We start from the raw sequence: 19,510 nt of genomic DNA, 5'->3' as shown, positions 1-19,510 counted from the left end.
ATCCGCCCGTGATCCGGCGTACGCCTACACGCTCAGTCGCGTCGCGCACGCCGGATCCACGAGCGTTTTCAGCCGACTTCCGGCGTCCTGCGCCGGGCGCCAATACTCCACGCGGGTGAGCTCGTTGTGCTCCGTAGGCACCAACTCCGACCCCCGGACCCCCCGGGTGCCCGACTCGTGGAAGGCAGCACCCGCCGATGATCGCCCAGCCAACCGACCTCACTCAGCCGCGCGACCTGGTGGGTGTCGGCATCGGCCCGTTCAATCTCTCCCTCGCCGCACTCGCCGACCGAGTCCGCGGCGGACTCGCCACCACCTTCTTCGACCAGAACCCCGTCTTCCGCTGGCATCCCGGCCTGCTCATCGACGGCGCCAGCCTCCAGGTTCCCTTCCTCGCCGATCTGGTCACCCTCGCCGACCCCGCCAGCCCCTGGTCCTTCCTCAGCTATCTGCGGGCCCGCGACCGGCTCTTCCCCTTCTACTTCGCCGAGCGCTTCCACATCCAGCGCGCAGAGTACGACGCGTACTGCCGCTGGGTCAGCGAACAACTCCCCGGACTCCACTTCGGCCATCAGGTCGACGCGGTCCGCTGGAACCCCGAACGCGACCTGTTCGAGATCGACTTCACCCAGCTCGACCAGGACGGCGAGGTCGAAGCACTCGGCCGCGCCCACGCCCGCCATATCGCGCTCGGCATCGGCACCGAGCCGTACATCCCCGAGCCGCTCAAACCACTCGTCGAAGCCCCCGCCGTGCCGGTCATCCACTCCGCGGACTATCTCGACCACCGCGACCGGCTGCTCGCCGCCGGACACATCACCGTCATCGGATCAGGACAGTCCGGCGCCGAGATCTTCCTCGATCTGCTGCGCGCCAGGCCCACCGGAGCCGAGCGGATCCACTGGCTGGCCCGCACCGAGGCCTTCGCGCCCATGGAGTACTCCAAGCTCGGCCTGGAGCAGTTCACCCCCGACTACACCCGCTACTTCCACGCCCTGCCCGAGCATGTACGCGACGATCTGATCCCCCGGCAGTGGCAGCTCCACAAGGGCATCGACGCCGACACCATCGCCGCCATCCACGACGAGCTGTACCGGCGCACCCTGGACGGCGGCTGGCCCGACGCCGTCCTCACACCGGGCGTCTCCGTCCGTACCGCGGGACGCGTCGCCACCACCAAGGTCGAACTCCATCTGGAACACGCCCAACAGGCGTCCAGGTCCCGGCTCACCACCGACGCCGTCGTCCTCGCCACCGGCTACCAGGAGCGTCCGCTCGACCGGATCCTCGCCGGAATCGACCCGTACATGCGCCGGGACAGCTCGGGACGCCCCCGGATCGACCAGCACCACCGGATGATCCTGGACCCCGGAGTCACCGGCTCCGTCTACGTCCAGAACGGCGAACGGCACACCCACGGCGTCGGCGCGCCCGACCTCGGGCTCGCGGCCTGGCGCAGCGCCACCATCCTCAACCACCTCACCGGCAAGGAGTCCTACCCCCTGCCCCGGCGCACCGCGTTCACCAGCTTCGGACTCGACGGACGGGACCGGACCCGCACGGTGCCCGCACCGAGGGGTCTGGTCCCGCTCACCGAAGTACGCTGACACACGCCTGCGTACGCCCGGAGAAGGTGACGCGACCGGTCAGAAGACCGGCGTGCCGTCCCGCGTCAGCTTCCAGTCCACCGAGGCGAACGTCGCCGGGTCGACCGTGCCCGCCGCCTGCACCCATCCGATGATCGTGTTGCGGATCTCGTCCGAATTGGCCCACAGCTGCTGCGCGGCGGCCACATGCGGGAAGTTCCCGCCGCCGTTCGCCCGGTAGTTGTTGACGGCCAGTACGAACTTCGCCGCCGGGTCCAGATCCTTGCCCTCGAACCTGAGGTTCACGATCCGCGACCCGGCCGGCTTCGCGATGTCGATGTCATACGTCAGCCCGGACACCACGTCGTAGTTGTAGTCCGGCGTGTTGTCGGCGTTCGTCAGCTTCGACGTGTCCACCGGCGCACCCGCCGCCGTCTGCACGTAGTACCGCGCCGAGTACTCCAGATACGCCCGGATCTGCGCGCCGGTCAGCAGCCGCGCCTCCATGGTGTTCTCGAACGGGTACAGCCCCGCCGCGTCCTTGATCGTCACCTGGCCGGCCGGGATCGCCGCCGTACGCGAGAAGCACGACGCCTGGGACAGCACCGGCAGCGCCGCCCACTCGCCGCCCGCCAGCGCCGCCTTCACCGTCTCCGTCTGCACATGATTGATCAGATCGATGATCGGCTCGTCCTTCCACGGCGCGTCGACCGTGGACATGGGGGCCGTGGACGTACCGATCACCTGGTTGACATACGCCACGACCTTGCGGTGCTCGTCGGAGAGCAGCCCGGTGATCTTCTTGTCCTCGGGGACCGTGTTGGAGTTCAGGACCTGCGAGCCGACCTTCTCGACCGTCCAGCAGCCCCGCTCCCACACCAGATCGAAATCGAAGAGCGTCAGCCGCTGGCCCCACTTGAGCGGCTCGGACAGGACGACCTCCTTGCCGGTCTTCTTGTTGACCACCCGGCGCTCCGGGATCTCGGCGTGCGCGTGCCCGACGAGAATCGCGTCGATCCCCGGCACCTGCTCCGCCACCAGCGTCGCGGCGTTCTCCACATGCGGCAGCTGATCACCCCACGAGGACGTCCCGCTCGTACCGGAGTGCGCGGAGACGATGACCACGTCCGCGCCCATCGAACGCAGCTTCGGCACCCACTTCGCGGCCTGCTCCTCCAGACCCGGGAACGTCATCTTGCCCTGGACGTTCGCCTTGTCCCAGATCGCGATGCCGGGGTTCGTCAGCCCGAGGATGGCCACCCGCACATCACGGCCGTGCGGCGTCCGCAGCTTCTTGATCACATACGGCGCGAAAGCCGGCTTCAGGGTCTTCGCGTCCAGCGCGTTGGCGCCGAGCAGCGGGAAACGGCACTGCTCCTCGAACTTCCGCAGCACCGGAATTCCGTAATTGAACTCGTGGTTGCCGAGCGCCGCCGCGTCATAGCCGATCGCGTTCATCGCCTGCGCCATCGGATGGACCGGACCGCGCTTCGCGGTGATCGGGTCGACCTTGGCGTAGTAGTACGACAGCTGGGTGCCCTGGATGGTGTCACCCGCGTCGATCAGCAGCGTGTTCTCGCGGCCCTTCTCCTTACGGATCCGGTCGACCAGCGTGGAGATCTTCGCCAGGCCGACATCATTGTGGGCGGAGTCGTCGAACTCCTTGTCGGTGAAGTAGTCCCAGTTGAAGACATTGCCATGCAGATCGGTGGTCCCCAGCACGGTGAACGAGTACCGCTTGAGCGGACGTCCATGGACGGGGCCAGGAGCATGGCCGGTGGCCTCCGCCGGTGTCGTCGCCCCCGCCAGCGCGGCACCCGCGCCGGCGGCAGCCGAGGTGCCCAGGAACGTCCTACGGTTCAGCGGCATTTCCTTCTCTTCTCACTCGGAACATTGCGTCGATACGTGCACAACGCGCGTAGATTCTGGCTCAGACGAGGCGTCGGCAACACCCCCAGGGGGTTGCGATCAGATGACTGCCGGTTGTCGCACCCGGTTGTCGCACCCTGTTGTCGCCCCGGCTGTCGTACCCGGGTGCGACAGTGGAGCGGACGCCGAAGCCGACCGCGCGGCCGTAGCCGCAGCCGCAGCCGTTCCACGAGGGAGCCGCCCGTGACCACCGCCGACGCACCGCCCCCCGCCGCGCCCTATGGCACCCCCGAGACGCCGAGGGTCGCCGTCCGCGGTGAAGCACGGCTGGAGGTCGACCCGGAGATCGCCAGAATCGGCATCGCCATCAGCGCGCGCGGCACCGACCGGCGCACCGCCCTCGACGACCTCACCCGTCGCAACGGAGAAGTACTCGCACTCGTCAAGTCCTACGGCGACGCCGTCGAGAAACTGGAGACCGGGGCATTCTCCATCAGCCCCGAACTCACCAAACACGGCCGGGGCGAACGCGTCCGCGCTTACCACGGCCGTGTTCATCTCACCGCCGAACTGGCCGACTTCACCGCTCTGGGTGAACTCACCACCCGTCTCGCCGACCTCGAACTGACCCAGGTCAGCGGACCCTGGTGGGCGCTGCGCCCCGACTCGCCGGCCCACGGCAACGCCCGGCGCCAGGCCGTACGGGAAGCCGTCCAGCGCGCCCGGGAATACGCCGAGGCCCTCGGCGCCCGGCTCGCCGCCCTGGTCGAGCTGGCCGACCTCGGCGCGGAGAACACCGCCGCGTACGGAATGCCGGCCGCGCCCGGTGGCCTCCGCAGCCGCAGCGGCTACGGAGCCGCCGAAGCGGCCGACGCGGCGCCCGTGCTCGACCTCGAACCACAGCGCCAGACCGTCTACGCGCAGGTGAACGCGCGCTTCACGATGACGCCCCCCGATTTGACGCCGAAGAAATGCTCATAGGAGCACCCCCGCGCCCATTCAAGCCTTGTCAATAACCCTTCATGTAAAGGTTGTTGAGTCGTCATGCCGCGCCAATTCCCTACCGGTCGGTAAGCCCTACTCTCGATATATGCGCCGAGCAAAGATCGTCTGTACCCTGGGGCCCGCCACCGACTCGTACGACCAGATCAAGGCACTGGTCGAAGCCGGAATGGACGTCGCCAGACTCAACCTCAGCCACGGCAGCTACGCCGAGCACGAGGAGCGCTACCAGCGCGTACGGGAAGCCGCGGAAGAAGTCGGCCGCAGCGTCGGAATCCTCGCCGACCTTCAAGGTCCGAAGATTCGCCTCGGCCGGTTCCGCGAAGGACCCGTACTCCTTGAACGCGGCGACGAATTCACCATCACCGTCGAACCCCTCGAAGGCGACCGCCACACCTGCGGCACCACCTACGAGGGACTCGCCGCCGACGTCAGCTCCGGGGAGCGCATCCTCGTGGACGACGGCAAGGTCACCCTCGAAGTCACCTCCGTCGACGGACCCCGCGTCCACACCCTCGTCATCGAGGGCGGCATGGTCTCCGACAACAAGGGCCTCAACCTCCCCGGCGTGGCCGTCTCCGTCCCCGCGCTCTCCGACAAGGACGTCGAGGACCTGCGCTGGGCGCTGCGCGTCGGCGCCGATGTCATCGCGCTCTCCTTCGTACGCAACGGGGACGACATCAACGACGTCCACCGCATCATGGACGAGGAGCGCCGCCGGGTCCCCGTCATCGCGAAGATCGAGAAGCCGCAGGCCGTCCAGAACATCGACGGCATCGTCGCCGCGTTCGACGGCATCATGGTCGCCCGAGGCGACCTCGGCGTCGAAATGCCCCTGGAGCAGGTGCCGATCGTCCAGAAGCGCGCCATCAAGCTGGCCAGGCGCAACGCCAAGCCGGTCATCGTCGCCACCCAGATGCTCGACTCGATGATCGACAACTCCCGCCCGACCCGGGCCGAGGCCTCCGACGTCGCCAACGCGGTGATCGACGGCACGGACGCGGTGATGCTCTCCGGCGAGACCAGCGTCGGCAAATACCCCATCGAGACGGTCAAGACCATGGGCCGCATCGTCGAGGCCGCCGAGGAAGACCTCCTCGCCAAGGGCCTCCCCCCGATCACCGAGAGCAGCAAGCCCCGCACCCAGGGCGGCGCGGTGGCCCGCGCGGCGGCCGAGATGGGCGACTTCCTGGGCGCGAAGTTCCTGGTCGCCTTCACCCAGTCCGGCGACACGGTCAAGCGCCTCTCCCGCTACCGCTCCCCGATCCCCCTGCTCGCCTTCACCCCGGACCCGGCCACCCGCGCCCAGCTGAACCTCACCTGGGGCGTGGAAGCCTTCCTCGGCCCGCACGTCGACTCGACGGACGCGATGGTCGCGCAGGTGGACGACCATCTCCTGAAGATCGGCCGCTGCGACAAGGGCGACATCGTCGTCATCACGGCGGGCTCCCCGCCGGGCGTCGCGGGCTCCACGAACCTGGTGCGCGTACACCACATCGGCGAGGACGACAGTCCGAAGTAACACGCGGTCGCGGCGCGTTCGCACGCGACCTTGGAATTAAAGGAAAGTGCCCCAGGTGGGATTCGAACCCACACTGTCCGCTGTTTGAGAGCGGCCTCTCTAACCAGTTGGAGTACTGGGGCCTGAGAATGCAAGGGATTGGGGTCCCCCGCTCGGGCCTACTTTACCGCAGCTCGGTAGGCTCATGGGGAGCAGCACCCTGTCTGGAACGAGGAGCCCCCGTGACCGCCCCCGAGTCGCCCCAGCCCGTCGACGATGACGACAAGTCGCATGTTCCGCCGCTGACGACGCGTGTCGTCATCGCTGAGGACGAGGCCCTGATCCGTCTCGATCTCAAGGAGATGCTTGAGGAAGAGGGCTATTCGGTCGTCGGCGAGGCCGGGGACGGTGAGCGGGCCGTGGAGCTCGCGCGGGAGCATCGGCCGGATCTGGTGATCCTGGATGTGAAGATGCCCGTCCTGGACGGGATCTCCGCCGCCGAGAGGATCGCGGAGGAGTCCATCGCGCCGGTGCTGATGCTGACCGCGTTCTCGCAGCGGGATCTGGTGGAGCGGGCGCGGGACGCGGGGGCCATGGCCTATCTCGTGAAGCCGTTCAGCAAGAGTGATGTGGTGCCGGCCATCGAGATGGCGGTGTCGCGGTTCACGGAGCTGAAGACGCTGGAGCGGGAGGTCGCGGATCTGACGCTGCGGCTGGAGACGCGGAAGCTGGTGGACCGGGCGAAGTCGGTGCTGCAGACGCAGTACGGGCTGACGGAGCCGGCGGCGTTCCGGTGGATTCAGAAGACGTCGATGGACCGTCGGATGTCGATGCAGCAGGTGGCGGAGGCGGTCATCGAGGACGCGGCGGAGAAGAAGGCGGCGGAGAAGAAGGCGGCGAAGGGCGGCCAGTAGGCCCGCGGCGCTTACCGTACGTACCTACGTACCTACGTCAGGAGGCCCGCCCCGGTTCGCTCGGGGGCGGGCCTCCTGACGTATGAGGGGTCAGTCCTCGCCCAGGTACGCCTTGCGCACGGACTCGTCGTGCAGCAGGTCCTGTCCGGTGCCGGAGAGGACGATCTTGCCGATTTCCATGACATGGGCCTGGTCGGCAAGTGAGAGCGCCGCTTGGGCGTTCTGTTCGACGAGCAGGATCGTCGTGCCCTGCTGGCGCAGCTCGACGATGGTCTCCATGATCTTCTGCATCATGATCGGGGAGAGGCCCATGGAGGGCTCGTCGAGCATGAGCAGCTTGGGCTGGGACATCAGCGCGCGTCCCATGGCGAGCATTTGCTGCTCGCCGCCGGAGAGGGTGCCCGCGGCCTGCTTCCGTCGTTCGCCCAGGATGGGGAAGAGGTCGTAGGCGCGCTGGATGTCTTTCTCGATGCCGGCTTTGTCGGTCCTGAGGAACGCTCCGAGCTGGAGGTTCTCCGTGATGGTGAGCCGGGGGAAGATGTGCCGGCCCTCGGGGGAGTGGGCCAGTCCCAGCGCGACGATCTTGTGCGCGGGGATTCCCGAGAGGGGCTTCCCGTCGAAGGTGATGCGCCCGCCGGCGGGCTTGAGGAGCCCGGAGAGGGTGCGCAGGGTGGTGGTCTTGCCCGCACCGTTGGTGCCGATGAGGGTGACGACCTGGCCGGCTTCGACGCTGAAGGAGATGCCCTTGACCGCCTCGATCTTGCCGTAGGCGACTTTGAGGTCTTCGACCTCCAGGAGTGCGGTCACTTCGCGTCCCCTTCCGAACCGGTGGTGCTGGTGTTGCTGTGCGCGTCCGCTTCGGCCGCCTCGACCTCGGCGACTTCCTCGGCGCCCGGGGCGCCGTCGAAGGGGGTGCCGAGGTAGGCGGCGATGACGCGTTCGTCGCCCTGGACGACTTCCGCGGTGCCTTCGACGAGCTTCTCGCCCTGGACGAGGCAGGCGACGCGGTCGCAGAGGTTGAAGATGAAGCGCATGTCGTGCTCGATGACGAGTACGGCGATGCCCTGGTCGCGGATGGCGAAGACGAGGTCTTCGGTGACGCGGGTTTCCTGCGGGTTCATTCCGGCGGTGGGCTCGTCGAGGAGCAGCAGGCCGGGGTCGCTGGCGAGGGCGCGCGCGATTTCGAGCTTGCGCTGTTCGCCGTAGGGGAGGTTGCGGGCGAGGTGGTCGGCCTTGTCCTGGAGGCCGATGAATTCGAGGAGTTCCATGGCGCGCTCATGGGAGGCGGCTTCGGCCTTCTTGAAGCCGGGGCCGCGCAGGAGCGCGGACCAGAGGCCCTCTTTGGTCCTGGTGTGGCGTCCGACGAGGACGTTTTCCAGGACGGTCATATTGGCGAAGAGCCTGATGTTCTGGAAGGTGCGCGCGATGCCCGCCTGGGTGACCAGATGGGGTTTGGGCGGCAGGACGGTGCCCTTGTAGCTGACCGTGCCTTCGGTGGGTACGTAGAGCCCGGTGAGGCAGTTGAAGAAGGTGGTCTTGCCGGCGCCGTTGGGGCCGATGAGGCCGACGATCTCGCCGCTGCTGACCTGGAGGTCGACGGAGCGTACGGCGGTGAGTCCGCCGAAGCGCATGGTGACGCCGCTGGCGTCGAGCACGGTGGTCCGGGTGCTCGTGGTCGTGGTGGTCATGTCGTTCACGCCCCCGCCTTGGCGGTGCTGACGCCCGCGCCGGGTTTGTCGTCGGGTACGTCGAGCTGGTCGGTCTCGTGGAATTCGAGTTGTGCGCGCCGGTTGGCGATGAGCCCTTCGGGGCGGAAGCGCATGAGGAGGATGAGCGCGATTCCGAAGCCGAGGAGCTGGTAGTCCTGGAGGAACTGGAGCTTCGCCGGGATGAGGTAGAGCAGCGAGGCGCCGATGAGGGGACCGGTGATGGTGCCCATGCCGCCGAGGATGACGGCGGCGAGCAGGAAGGCGGAGTTCGGCGGTACGGGTCCGGCGAAGACGTACATCTCGGGGACCACGGTGTGCTGGACATGCGCCTGTACGGTGCCGGCGAGGCCGGCGAGGGTGGCGCCGAGGGCGAAAGCGATGAGTTTGACGCGGAAGCCGTTGATGCCCATGGCGGTGGCGGCGGTCTCGTCCTCGCGGATGGCGACCCAGGCGCGGCCGATGCGGGAGTTGCCCGCCCGGCTGAAGACGATCACCACAAGGATCATGGCGAGCAGCATCAGCAGGTAGTAGTTGGCGTAGGAGCCGAGTTCGATGCCGAAGATGGTGTGGGATTCGCCGAAGTTGTACCCGAAGAAGTTGAGGTCGGGGATGTTCGGGACACCGTTGGGGCCGTTGGTGATGCGGGGGCCGGAGACGCCGTCGAGGTTGCCGACGGCGATACGGAAGATCTCTCCGAAGCCGAGGGTGACGATGGCGAGGTAGTCGCCGCGCAGTCGCAGGGTGGGGGCGCCGATGAGGACGCCGAAGACCAGGGAGACGACGGCGCCGGTGAGGACGGCGGCCCAGAAGGGGAAGTGCACATCGAAGACGGACGCGGTGGTTCCGGAGACGAGGGCCGCCGTGTAGGCGCCGACGCCGAGGAACGCGACGTATCCGAGGTCGAGCAGGCCGGCCAGGCCGACGACGATGTTCAGTCCGAGGGCGACGGTCGCGAAGATGAGGATGTTGACCGCGATCAGGGTGAACTGGTCGGTGCTCTGGGTGAAGGGGAAGGCCGCGGCGGCGACGAACGCGGCCGAGACGGCGATCATCCGGTACTTGGTGGTGAGCCCGTTGAGGCGGGCGATGAGGCCGGCCTTGAAGAGCGCGGTGGCGGTGAATCCGACGGTGAGGAGGTAGCCGGTGAAGAGTTCGGCGTACTCGGTGTCGATGCCGTAGGTGAAGACGAAGAGCCCGATGGCGAACGCGGCGACGATGATCAGGATCTCTGCCCAGGAGGAGAGTTCCTTGGGCCGGGTGGCCTTGCGGGTGTCGTCGGGGAGCAGGAAGGCCGCGGCGACCGGGATGACGGTGGCGACGGCCGCGACGAATCCGCCGGGTTCGAGGTTGACGATTCCGCCGAGTTCGACCGCGATGGCGATGACGGTGAACCAGGTGGTGGCCAGCCCGCCGAGGGCGAGCATCTGGAGCGCCTTGGTGGAGCCGGTGGGGGTGAGCCAGCGCAGGCCCCTGACGCCGAGCGCGGAGAGCGCGAAGAGCGCGGTGAGCAGTCCGGCGGTGAGGGTGAGGAGCTGGAGGCCGCCCGGGTAGCCGTAGACGGTGAGGTCGCCGGGGAACTCGGTGGTGTAGGTCCAGGAGAGGAAGGTGCTGGCTACGGTGGCGATGCCGCCGGCGAGGGTGAGTACCCGCAGCCGCGTGGTGCGGGAGGAGGCTGTGTCGGTCATAGTTCTCACGCCCGATCCGCGACGCGCTCACCGAGCAGGCCCTGTGGCCTGACGAGGAGTACGACGATGAGAAGTACGAACGCCCAGACGTTGGCCCAGGCGCCGCCGCCGAGCTGCTGCATGCCGGGGATTTCCTCGATGTAGGCGATCGACATGGCTTCGGCGAGGCCGAGCACGACGCCGCCGACCATGGCTCCGTAGATATTGCCGATGCCTCCGAGGACGGCGGCGGTGAACGCCTTGAGTCCGAGGAGGAAGCCCATCTCGAAGTTGATCTGGCCCTTGTCGAGTCCGTAGGCGACCGCGGCGACCGCGGCGAAGGCGGCGCCGATGGCGAAGGCCATCACGATGATGCGGTCGGTGTTGATGCCCATGAGCTTGGCGGTGTCCCGGTCCTGGGACGTGGCCTGCATGGCGCGTCCGCTGCGGCTCTTGGAGACGAAGAGTCCGAGGGCGAGCATGCACAGGGGGGCGAGGACGAAGATGAACGCGTCGGCCCGCTGGATGTAGAGGTTGTCCGTCAGCTGGAAGGACTCACCCTTGAATTCGGGGAAGCTGACGGCCTTCTTGGCATCGGGGTAGAAGGCCCAGATGAGCTGCTGCAGTGTGATGGACAGGCCGATCGCGGTGATCAGCGGCGCGAGCCTGGGTGCTCCGCGCAGGGGGCGGTAGGCGAAGCGTTCGGCGGCGGTGGCCACGGCCACCGCGGCTATGGCGCCACCTATGATCATGAGCGGGATCGCCACCAGCAGGGAGGTTCCGCCGGGGAGCCAGGTGTAGGTGGTGAGGGCACCGAAGCCCCCGATCATGAAGATCTCGCCATGGGCGAAGTTGATGAGCTGGACGATGCCGTAGACCATGGTGTACCCGATGGCGATCAAGCCGTAAAGGGCACCGAGGGCAAGGCCGTTGGCCAGCTGTTGCGGCAGTTCGTTCACCGCAGGGCCTCCGATGAGCGTGTCGGATATGACACCGCGCGAGGGCGCTGTTGCGCCCTCGCGCGGTCCGGTCGTGGTGTGGGGGCTGTGTCCGGGAGGTCAGTCCTCGAATGTGGCGCTCTTGACGTCCTTCCAGGCGCCGCCTTCGACCTTGTAGACGGTCAGCTGCTTGTTGGTGGTGTCGCCGTACTCGTCGAAGGAGACCTTGCCGGTCACACCGTCGAAGCTGACCTTGCTGGTGGCCTCGACGACCTGCTTGCGGGCGTCGTCGGGGAGCTTGCCGTCGTTGGCGGCGACGACGGCCTTGACGGCCTGGATGATCGTCCAGCCGGCGTCGTAGGAGTAGCCGCCGTAGGCCGCGTAGGGGTCCTTGTAGTTCTCGGCCGCGTAGTCGGCGATGAACTTCTTGGCGGTGTCGAGCTTCTCCACGGGGTAGCCGATGGAGGTGGCGAAGTCACCGTCGTTGGACTCACCGGAGGCCGAGATGAAGTTCGGGTCGTAGATGCCGTCGCCACCCATGGTGGGGATCTTGGCGCCCGTCTTCTTGATCTGGTCGGAGAGCAGTCCGCCCTCGGGGTACTGGCCGCCGAAGTAGACGGAGTCCGCGCCCGCGGCCTTGACCTTGTCGGCGGTGGAGGAGAAGTCGGTCTCCTTGACCGTGACGTGGTCGGTGCCGACGACCGTGCCGCCGAGGCGCTTGAACTCCTCGGAGAAGATCGCGGCGAGGCCGGCGCCGTAGGTCTGCTTGTCGTCGACGACGAAGACCTTCCGCTTCTTGGCGTCGTTGTAGTAGTACTGCGCGGCGAACTTGCCCTGGACGACGTCCGTGGCGGCCGTGCGGAAGTACGACGCGAAGGGACGCTTCAGGTCGCCCTTGGCCCAGTTGTCGCCCTGGCTCAGCGACGGGTTGGTGTTGGCGGGGGAGACCTGGAGGAGGTTGGCGGAGTTGAAGACGCCCTGCATCGACTGGGCGACGCCGGAGTTCAGCGGGCCGACGACGCCGAGGACGTCCTTGTTGCCGACGAGCTTGGTGGCGTTGGCCTGGCCGGAGGCCGGGACGGCCTGGTCGTCGAGGGCCTCGATCTTGAATTCGACGCCGGGGACCTCGTTGGTCTTGTTCGCGGTCTTGGCGGCGAGGTCGACCGAGTTCTTGATGCCCTGGCCGAGCGCGGACAGCGAACCGGTGAGCGGCGCGTCGACACCGATGACGACGGTTATCTTGTCGCTCGCGCCGGTGCTCTTGCCTTCGTCGCGAGAACCACAAGCGGTGAGTGTGAGCGCTCCCGTGGTGATCACGGTGGTGAGGATGAGCAAGGAACGGTGTCGCACGATGAATCCTTTCCCTGGCGCGGCCTCCTCTGCTGAGGTGCCGTTCGCGTTCGCCGGGACACGGGTTCAGTCGCGTGGAGCGCACTGGGTGCGTGCCTGGCGGCGCGGTGACTGGCCGTGACTCTAAGCGCAGGTGAGGGAGTCGTGGAGTGGTGCGCGAAGGATGTGACTGTCTTGTTATGCCCGGGCCAACGCTCGGCGGCGAGAGCCGGGACTTTTGGGGCGTTTCCCCGCTTTCTCAAACTGACCACATGGTGAGAACGCCCAGTTCCGCTAAGGTACTTGGGCCCATTTTGGTGCTGACCGCTCAATCGGGCACCGGAGGCCGGGAAAGCGGGCAGCGGGGATGTGCATGCGGGCGGCGGGAGAGTCCCCGTTCACTCGGTTGTTACACAGCGTGACGCGGGACGGGGGGTCGGGGGCGTTGTCCGGGCGGTGTCCAGTCCGATTCGCGCCAGTTCTCGGAGCTGCCGGTGGCGCCGTTCATGGCGGCGCACCGTTCCGCGGTCCTGCGGTCGATCAGGGCCCCTGCCGCCGCGTCGCCGTGCTTCGTCCGCTCGGCGCGCGCCGCGGCCACGACCTCTTCGTGGATGGCGTACTGCTCATTGGACAGCCCCTTCTGTTCCCAGTCGAGCCCTGCCCATTCGGAGCCCTTGAGGGCTTCCTTCGCCCAGTACGAGACGAGCGCGGTGCAGAGCTCGGCGGGGGTGGTGCGGTGGACCGAGGGGGTGGCGTCCGGGTCGGGCGCGGCCGCCCCGCCACCGCCGCAACCGGTCAGCGCGCCGCCGAGGAGGGCGGCGCAGAGTGCGAGCGAGCATCGGGCGGCCGGGCGGAGCCCGCACTGTCCGGCCGTGGTCATGGGCGCAGGGTAGGCGGTGCTTCGGGCATGCACAAGGGCGCGTACGGGCATTCCCGTACGCGCCCTCGGGGAAGGTGCGGGCCGGACGTTGTCTACACGCTCTGGTCCTGTGCGGTGTCCGCGTCGCGGAGCAGGCAGGTCAGCCGGGCGGTGCAGACCCGCTTGTCCCGCTCGTCGGTGATGACGATCTCGTATGTCGCGGTGGACCGGCCGCGGTGGACGGGGGTGGCGACGCCCGTGACCAGTCCGCTCCGTACGCCCCGGTGGTGGGTGCAGTTGAGGTCCACGCCCACGGCGAGCTTGCTCGTGCCGCCGTGCAGCATGGCGCCGATGGAGCCGAGTGTCTCGGCGAGAACGGCGGAGGCGCCGCCGTGCAGCAGTCCGTACGGCTGGGTGTTGCCCTCCACCGGCATGGTGCCGACGACGCGTTCCGCGGCGGCCTCGACGATCCGTACCTCCATGCGCGTGCCGAGATGGCCCGCGGAGAAGAGCGCGGGCAGGTCGACGCCGAGCGCGGCGTACTCGTCGACGATCTCCTGAGGGAACTTCGTGGAGGGCTGCTCACCCATGGGCCCGGCTCCGATCGGCTGCGGTGATGGCATACGGGATGCGTGCTCTGTGCACCGTCCTGCATATCAGATGACTGAGCGAACGCTTAGCCCGGCCGGTTCATTCCCCTGTCCGGAGCTGTCCGAAGAGCACCACTACTCGAAGCGCACCACGACGGACTTGCTCGTCGGGGTGTTGCTCGTGTCGGCCGTGGCATCGAGCGGCACCAGCACATTGGTCTCCGGGTAGTAAGCGGCGGCGCAGCCGCGGGCGGTCGGGTAGTGCACCACCCGGAAGCCCGGGGCCCGGCGCTCCACACCGTCCTTCCACTCGCTGACGATGTCGGTGAACGCGCCGTCGACGAGCCCGAGTTCGCGCGCGTCGTCGGGGTTGACCATGACAATGCGGCGACCGCCCTTGATGCCCCGGTAGCGGTCGTCCAGCCCGTAGATGGTGGTGTTGTACTGGTCGTGCGAGCGCATCGTCTGGAGCAGCAGCCGCCCCTCGGGCAGCTTGGGGTACTCCACGGGCGCGGCGGTGAAGTTGGCCTTGCCGGTGGCGGTGGGGAAGCGGCGCTCGTCGCGGGGCGCGTGCGGGAGTTCGAAGCCGCCGGGGCGGGCGACCCGCGCGTTGAAGTCCTCGAAACCGGGGACGACGCGCGCGATCCGGTCCCGGATGTTCGCGTAGTCCTTCTCGAAGTCCTCCCAGGGCGTGGTCGAGGAGGGGCCGAGGACGGCGCGCGCCATGTTGGTGATGATGGCGGGCTCGGAGAGCAGATGGGGGCTGGCGGGCGGCAGGTTGCCGCGCGAGGCGTGCACCATGCCCATGGAGTCCTCGACGGTGACGATCTGCTTGCCGCCGGCCTGGATGTCCTTGTCGGTACGGCCGAGTGTGGGCAGGATCAGCGCGCGTACGCCCGTCACCACGTGCGAGCGGTTGAGCTTGGTGGACACATGCACCGTCAGCCGGGTCCGGCGCATCGCGGCCTCGGTGACCTCGGTGTCGGGCGTCGCCCCGACGAAGTTGCCGCCCATGGCGAAGAAGACCTTGGCGTCGCCGTCGCGCATCGCCTCGATGGAGCGCACCACGTCGTAACCGTGGTGGCGGGGCGAGGTGATGGAGAACTCCTGGTCCAGACGGTCGAGGAAGGCCGGATCGGGCCGTTCGAAGATGCCCATCGTGCGGTCGCCCTGCACATTGGAGTGTCCGCGCACCGGGCAGACCCCGGCGCCGGGGCGGCCGATATTGCCGCGCAGCAGCAGGAAGTTGACGACTTCGCGGATGGTCGGCACGGAGTGCTTGTGCTGGGTCAGGCCCATCGCCCAGCAGACGATGGTGCGCTTCGAGGCGAGGGCCATCTCGGCGGCCTTCTCGATCTCGGCCCGCTGGAGACCGGTGGCGACCAGGGTCTCGTCCCAGTCGGCGGCGAGCGCGGCGGCCCTGAACTCCTCGTACCCGTGGGTGTGTTCCTCGATGAACGCGTCGTCGACGGCGCCCGGGGTCTCCAGGACGAGCCGGTTGAGCAGCCGGAACAGCGCCTGGTCGCCGCCGATGCGGATCTGCAGGAAGAGGTCGGTGAGGGAGGCGCCCCTGATCATGCCGAGCGGTGTCTGGGGGTTCTTGAACCGCTCCAGACCGGCCTCGGGCAGCGGGTTCACCGAGATGATCTTCGCGCCGGCGGCCTTGGCCTTCTCCAGCGCGGAGAGCATCCGGGGGTGGTTGGTGCCCGGGTTCTGGCCGGCGACGATGATCAGATCGGCCTGGTGCATGTCGTCGAGGGAGACGCTGCCCTTGCCGATGCCGATGGTCTCCGAGAGGGCGGAGCCGGAGGACTCGTGGCACATGTTCGAGCAGTCGGGCAGGTTGTTCGTGCCGAACTCGCGCGCGAAGAGCTGGAGGAGGAACGCGGCCTCGTTGCTGGTGCGCCCCGAGGTGTAGAAGCAGGCCTCGTCGGGTGACGCGAGGGCGTTGAGCTCCTCGGCGATGATCGCGAAGGCGCGCTCCCAGCTGATGGGTTCGTACTGGTCGGCGCCCTCGGGCAGATACATGGGATGGGTGATCCGGCCCTGCTGGCCGAGCCAGTAGCCGCTCCGCCCGAAGAGATCCGACACGGGGTGCTCGGCGAAGAACTCCGGCGTGACCCTGCGGACGGTCGCCTCCTCCGCGACGGCCTTGGCGCCGTTCTCGCAGAATTCGGCGGTGTGCCGGTGGTCGCCCTCGGGCCAGGCGCAGCCGGGGCAGTCGAAACCATTCTTCTGGTTGACCTTCAGGAGTGTCCGCGCGGTCCGGCGCGTCCCCATCTGCTGGTGCGAGATGAGCAGGGAATGCGCGACCGCGGGAATCCCCGCCGCGGCGTGCTTGGGGGCCGTTACCTGCGGCGAATCCTGGACCGGATCGCCTGCCGGCGGCTTGCTGGCCATCACGCTCTCCTATGAACTCAGTGAGGCTGAATCCGATTGTCTACAGTAGACAATCCTCTCACGTCTCCCTGGCCACGATACGTCCGGCCCATGTCTGACTCGTCACGCGCCAAGGGCGGATGGGGACGGGCCGAGACGGGTACAGGGCCGTCGCGGACGGTCGGGCGGCCGGGATTGTCAGTGCGACGTGGCAGGATCGGGTACGTGGCTGAGACAGCATCGAAGAAGACCGCAGACAACCGTCCTCGCCTGCTCCTCATGGACGGGCACTCCCTGGCGTACCGGGCGTTCTTCGCGCTGCCCGCGGAGAATTTCACGACCGCGACCGGCCAGCCGACGAACGCCATCTACGGCTTCGCGTCCATGCTGGCGAACACATTGCGTGACGAGTCGCCCACGCATTTCGCCGTCGCTTTCGACGTGTCCCGCAAGACCTGGCGCTCCGAGGAGTTCCCGGAGTACAAGGCCAACCGCTCCAAGACGCCCGACGAGTTCAAGGGGCAGGTCGAGCTGATCGGCGAGCTCCTGGACGCGATGCGCGCGGACCGGTTCGCGATCGAGGGGTTCGAGGCGGACGATGTCATCGCGACGCTCGCCCGCCAGGCCGAGGCCGCGGGCTTCGAGGTGCTGATCGTCACCGGCGACCGGGACTCGTTCCAGCTCATCAGCGAGCACACGACGGTGCTGTACCCCACCAAGGGCGTCTCCGAACTGACCCGTTTCACCCCGGAGAAGGTCCAGGAGAAGTACGGACTGACCCCCGCGCAGTACCCGGACTTCGCGGCCCTGCGCGGCGACCCGTCCGACAATCTCCCCGGCATCCCGGGCGTCGGTGAGAAGACCGCGGCGAAGTGGATCAACCAGTTCGGCTCGTTCGACGAGTTGGTCGCGCGCGCCGACGAGGTGAAGGGCAAGGCCGGGCAGAACTTCCGGGACCACCTGGAGTCGGTCAGGCTCAACCGCAGGCTCACGGAGCTGTCGTGCGATGTCGAGCTGCCCAAGACCCCGCAGGAGCTGGAGCGCGCTCCGTACGACCGTACGGCCCTGATCGGCGTGCTCGAAGTCCTGGAGATCCGTAACCCCAGCCTGCGCGAGCGGCTGCTCGCGGTGGATCCCGGCGCCGCCGAGGACGAGGCCCCGGCGCCGGCCGCCGGGGTGGAGCTGGACGGTTCGGTGCTGGCCTCCGGCGAGCTGGCGCCCTGGCTCGCGGAGCACGGCGCGCAGCCGCTCGGTGTCGCCACGGCCGACACCTGGTCGCTGGGTACGGGCAGCGTCAGCGAGGTCGCGCTCGCCGCGGCCGGCGGCGCGGCGGCCTGGTTCGATCCGACGCGGCTGGACGAGGCCGACGAGCGGGCCTTCGCGGCCTGGCTCGCCGACGAGGCCAGGCCCAAGGTGATGCACAACGCGAAGGGCGCGATGCGCGTCGCCCCCGAGCACGGCTGGCGGGTCGGCGGCGTCACGATGGACACCGCTCTGGCTGCCTATCTGGTCAAGCCCGGCCGCCGCTCCTTCGCGCTGGACGCCCTCGCCATCGAATACCTGGGCCGGGAGCTGGCCCCGGCCACCGCCGACGGACAGCTCGCCTTCGGGACCGACGAGCAGGCCGAGGCCGAGGCGCTGATGGCACAGGCCCGCGCCGTCCTCGATCTGGGTGACGCCTTCACCGAGCGGCTGGGCGAGGTCGGCGCCACCGGACTCCTCCTGGATGTGGAGCTGCCCACCTCCGAGTTGCTCGCCCGGCTGGAGCGGCACGGCATCGCCGCCGACCGCGCCCATCTGGAGGCCATGGAGCAGCAGTTCGCGGGCGCCGTGCAGCAGGCCGTGAAGGAGGCGCACGCCGCCGTCGGCCATGAGTTCAACCTCGGCTCGCCCAAGCAGCTCCAGGAAGTCCTCTTCGGTGAGCTGGGCCTGCCCAAGACGAAGAAGACCAAGACCGGTTATACGACCGACGCCGACGCGCTCGCCTGGCTGGCCGCCCAGACCGAGCACGAACTTCCGGTGATCATGCTGCGCCACCGCGAGCAGGCCAAGCTGCGGGTGACGGTCGAGGGCCTGATCAAGACGATCGCGGCCGACGGCCGTATCCACACGACCTTCAACCAGACGGTGGCGGCGACCGGCAGGCTCTCCTCCACCGATCCCAATCTGCAGAACATCCCGGTCCGCACCGACGAGGGCCGCGCGATCCGGCGCGGCTTCGTCGTCGGCGAGGGCTACGAGTCGCTGATGACGGCCGACTACAGCCAGATCGAACTGCGCGTGATGGCCCATCTCTCCGAGGACGCCGGGCTGATCGAGGCCTTCACCTCCGGCGAGGACCTGCACACGACCGTCGCCTCCCAGGTGTTCGGGGTGAAGAAGTCCGCGGTCGACCCCGAGATGCGCCGCAAGATCAAGGCGATGTCGTACGGACTGGCCTACGGACTCTCGGCGTTCGGGCTCTCGCAGCAGCTGAACATCGAGGCGGCCGAGGCACGCGCCCTGATGGACACGTTCTTCGAGCGTTTCGGGGGCGTACGGGACTATCTGCAGCGCGCGGTCGTGGAGGCCAGGGCCACCGGCTATACGGAGACGATGCTCGGCCGCCGCCGCTATCTCCCGGACCTCAACAGCGACAACAGGCAGCGCAGGGAGATGGCCGAGCGGATGGCGCTCAACGCCCCCATCCAGGGCACCGCGGCGGACATCGTCAAGGTCGCCATGCTCAAGGTCGACCGTGCGATGGCCGAGGCGGGACTGACCTCCCGGATGCTCCTCCAGGTCCATGACGAAATCGTCCTGGAGATCGCGCCGGGCGAGCGCGAGCCGGTGGAGGAGCTGCTGCGCCGCGAGATGTCGACGGCGGTCGAACTGCGCGCGCCGCTCGATGTGTCGGTGGGTGTGGGCGGGGACTGGGAGTCGGCGGCCCACTGACGAGAACTGACAAGAGCTGACGAGAACTGACGAGAGCTGACAAGAGCCGGCCAGAGCGCCCCGGGCGATGCCCGGGGCGCCTCCCATGAGGCCGGAAGTGCCCCGACTCACCCGTCCAGGTGCCCTGGGGAGGGGTCTCTTCGGGCATCGGGGCGACTCACAGGTGGCGAACTGGTGAAAAGCGGTCATGGACCAGTGTGCTGGGGCCACGAGTTGACATAGGGTCGCCTGAGTCC

At 68.2% G+C, this 19,510-nt stretch carries 14 protein-coding genes and 1 tRNA gene; 5 read left to right on the top strand and 10 right to left on the bottom strand.

What is annotated here, in order from left to right; genetic code table 11:
* The first annotated feature begins 197 nt into the window (after positions 1–197).
* Positions 198–1,607 carry a lysine N(6)-hydroxylase/L-ornithine N(5)-oxygenase family protein gene (locus M1203_RS17745; protein WP_249950704.1) on the top strand — a complete coding sequence of 470 codons (1,410 nt, stop codon included), beginning with the start codon at positions 198–200 and terminating at the stop codon, positions 1,605–1,607.
* 39 nt (positions 1,608–1,646) lie between these two features.
* On the opposite strand, the gene M1203_RS17740 is transcribed toward M1203_RS17745, so the two are convergent.
* Positions 1,647–3,455, bottom strand: a complete 1,809-nt coding sequence (locus M1203_RS17740; RefSeq protein ID WP_249950703.1) for a bifunctional UDP-sugar hydrolase/5'-nucleotidase — start codon at positions 3,453–3,455, stop codon at positions 1,647–1,649.
* 243 nt (positions 3,456–3,698) lie between these two features.
* Here M1203_RS17740 and M1203_RS17735 point away from each other — a divergent pair, with 243 nt between their 5' ends.
* Both M1203_RS17735 and pyk read left to right on the top strand, forming a co-directional pair.
* Positions 3,699–4,436: an SIMPL domain-containing protein gene (locus tag M1203_RS17735; RefSeq protein WP_249950702.1), complete on the top strand. Its 738-nt coding sequence runs from the start codon at positions 3,699–3,701 to the stop codon at positions 4,434–4,436.
* A 109-nt stretch (positions 4,437–4,545) separates the two neighbouring features.
* The gene (pyk, locus tag M1203_RS17730; RefSeq protein WP_249950701.1) at positions 4,546–5,979 is read left to right on the top strand and encodes a pyruvate kinase; all 1,434 of its coding nucleotides are present in this window, start codon (positions 4,546–4,548) and stop codon (positions 5,977–5,979) included.
* 47 nt (positions 5,980–6,026) lie between these two features.
* Here the strand turns inward: pyk and M1203_RS17725 are convergent.
* Positions 6,027–6,101, bottom strand: a tRNA-Leu gene (locus tag M1203_RS17725).
* A gap of 99 nt (positions 6,102–6,200) precedes the next feature.
* On the opposite strand from M1203_RS17725, the gene M1203_RS17720 reads away from it, so the two are divergent.
* Entirely contained in the window at positions 6,201–6,872 is a 672-nt protein-coding gene (locus tag M1203_RS17720; RefSeq protein ID WP_249950700.1) for an ANTAR domain-containing response regulator, read from the top strand.
* Positions 6,873–6,962: 90 nt separating this feature from the next.
* Here M1203_RS17720 and M1203_RS17715 read toward each other — a convergent pair whose 3' ends face one another.
* The 8 genes from M1203_RS17715 to M1203_RS17680 all read right to left on the bottom strand — a co-directional run bounded on the left by M1203_RS17715 (position 6,963) and on the right by M1203_RS17680 (position 16,361).
* Positions 6,963–7,679, bottom strand: a complete 717-nt coding sequence (locus M1203_RS17715) for an ABC transporter ATP-binding protein (RefSeq protein WP_249950699.1) — start codon at positions 7,677–7,679, stop codon at positions 6,963–6,965.
* Complete coding sequence (locus tag M1203_RS17710; RefSeq protein ID WP_249950926.1) at positions 7,676–8,560, bottom strand: ABC transporter ATP-binding protein; 885 nt, start codon at positions 8,558–8,560, stop codon at positions 7,676–7,678. Before M1203_RS17710 ends, M1203_RS17715 begins: the two co-directional genes overlap by 4 nt.
* A gap of 5 nt (positions 8,561–8,565) precedes the next feature.
* Positions 8,566–10,266, bottom strand: a complete 1,701-nt coding sequence (locus M1203_RS17705; protein ID WP_249950698.1) for a branched-chain amino acid ABC transporter permease — start codon at positions 10,264–10,266, stop codon at positions 8,566–8,568.
* A 5-nt stretch (positions 10,267–10,271) separates the two neighbouring features.
* Positions 10,272–11,204 carry a branched-chain amino acid ABC transporter permease gene (locus M1203_RS17700; RefSeq protein WP_249950697.1) on the bottom strand — a complete coding sequence of 311 codons (933 nt, stop codon included), beginning with the start codon at positions 11,202–11,204 and terminating at the stop codon, positions 10,272–10,274.
* Positions 11,205–11,303: 99 nt separating this feature from the next.
* The gene (locus M1203_RS17695) at positions 11,304–12,533 is read right to left on the bottom strand and encodes a branched-chain amino acid ABC transporter substrate-binding protein (RefSeq protein WP_249950696.1); all 1,230 of its coding nucleotides are present in this window, start codon (positions 12,531–12,533) and stop codon (positions 11,304–11,306) included.
* A gap of 388 nt (positions 12,534–12,921) precedes the next feature.
* Positions 12,922–13,392: a hypothetical protein gene (locus M1203_RS17690; RefSeq protein WP_249950695.1), complete on the bottom strand. Its 471-nt coding sequence runs from the start codon at positions 13,390–13,392 to the stop codon at positions 12,922–12,924.
* Positions 13,393–13,484: 92 nt separating this feature from the next.
* A complete protein-coding gene (locus M1203_RS17685) occupies positions 13,485–13,961 on the bottom strand; it encodes a PaaI family thioesterase (protein ID WP_249950694.1) in 477 nt (158 codons plus the stop codon).
* Positions 13,962–14,096: 135 nt separating this feature from the next.
* Positions 14,097–16,361: an FdhF/YdeP family oxidoreductase gene (locus M1203_RS17680; RefSeq protein WP_249950693.1), complete on the bottom strand. Its 2,265-nt coding sequence runs from the start codon at positions 16,359–16,361 to the stop codon at positions 14,097–14,099.
* Between the two features lie 204 nt (positions 16,362–16,565).
* Here M1203_RS17680 and polA point away from each other — a divergent pair, with 204 nt between their 5' ends.
* Positions 16,566–19,274: a DNA polymerase I gene (polA, locus tag M1203_RS17675; protein WP_249950692.1), complete on the top strand. Its 2,709-nt coding sequence runs from the start codon at positions 16,566–16,568 to the stop codon at positions 19,272–19,274.
* Positions 19,275–19,510: the final 236 nt, after the last annotated feature.

The sequence above is a fragment of the Streptomyces sp. 35G-GA-8 genome, assembly GCF_023534745.1.
In the GTDB taxonomy this organism is placed as follows: domain Bacteria; phylum Actinomycetota; class Actinomycetes; order Streptomycetales; family Streptomycetaceae; genus Streptomyces.
This window is presented reverse-complemented; position numbering and strand designations above follow the sequence as displayed.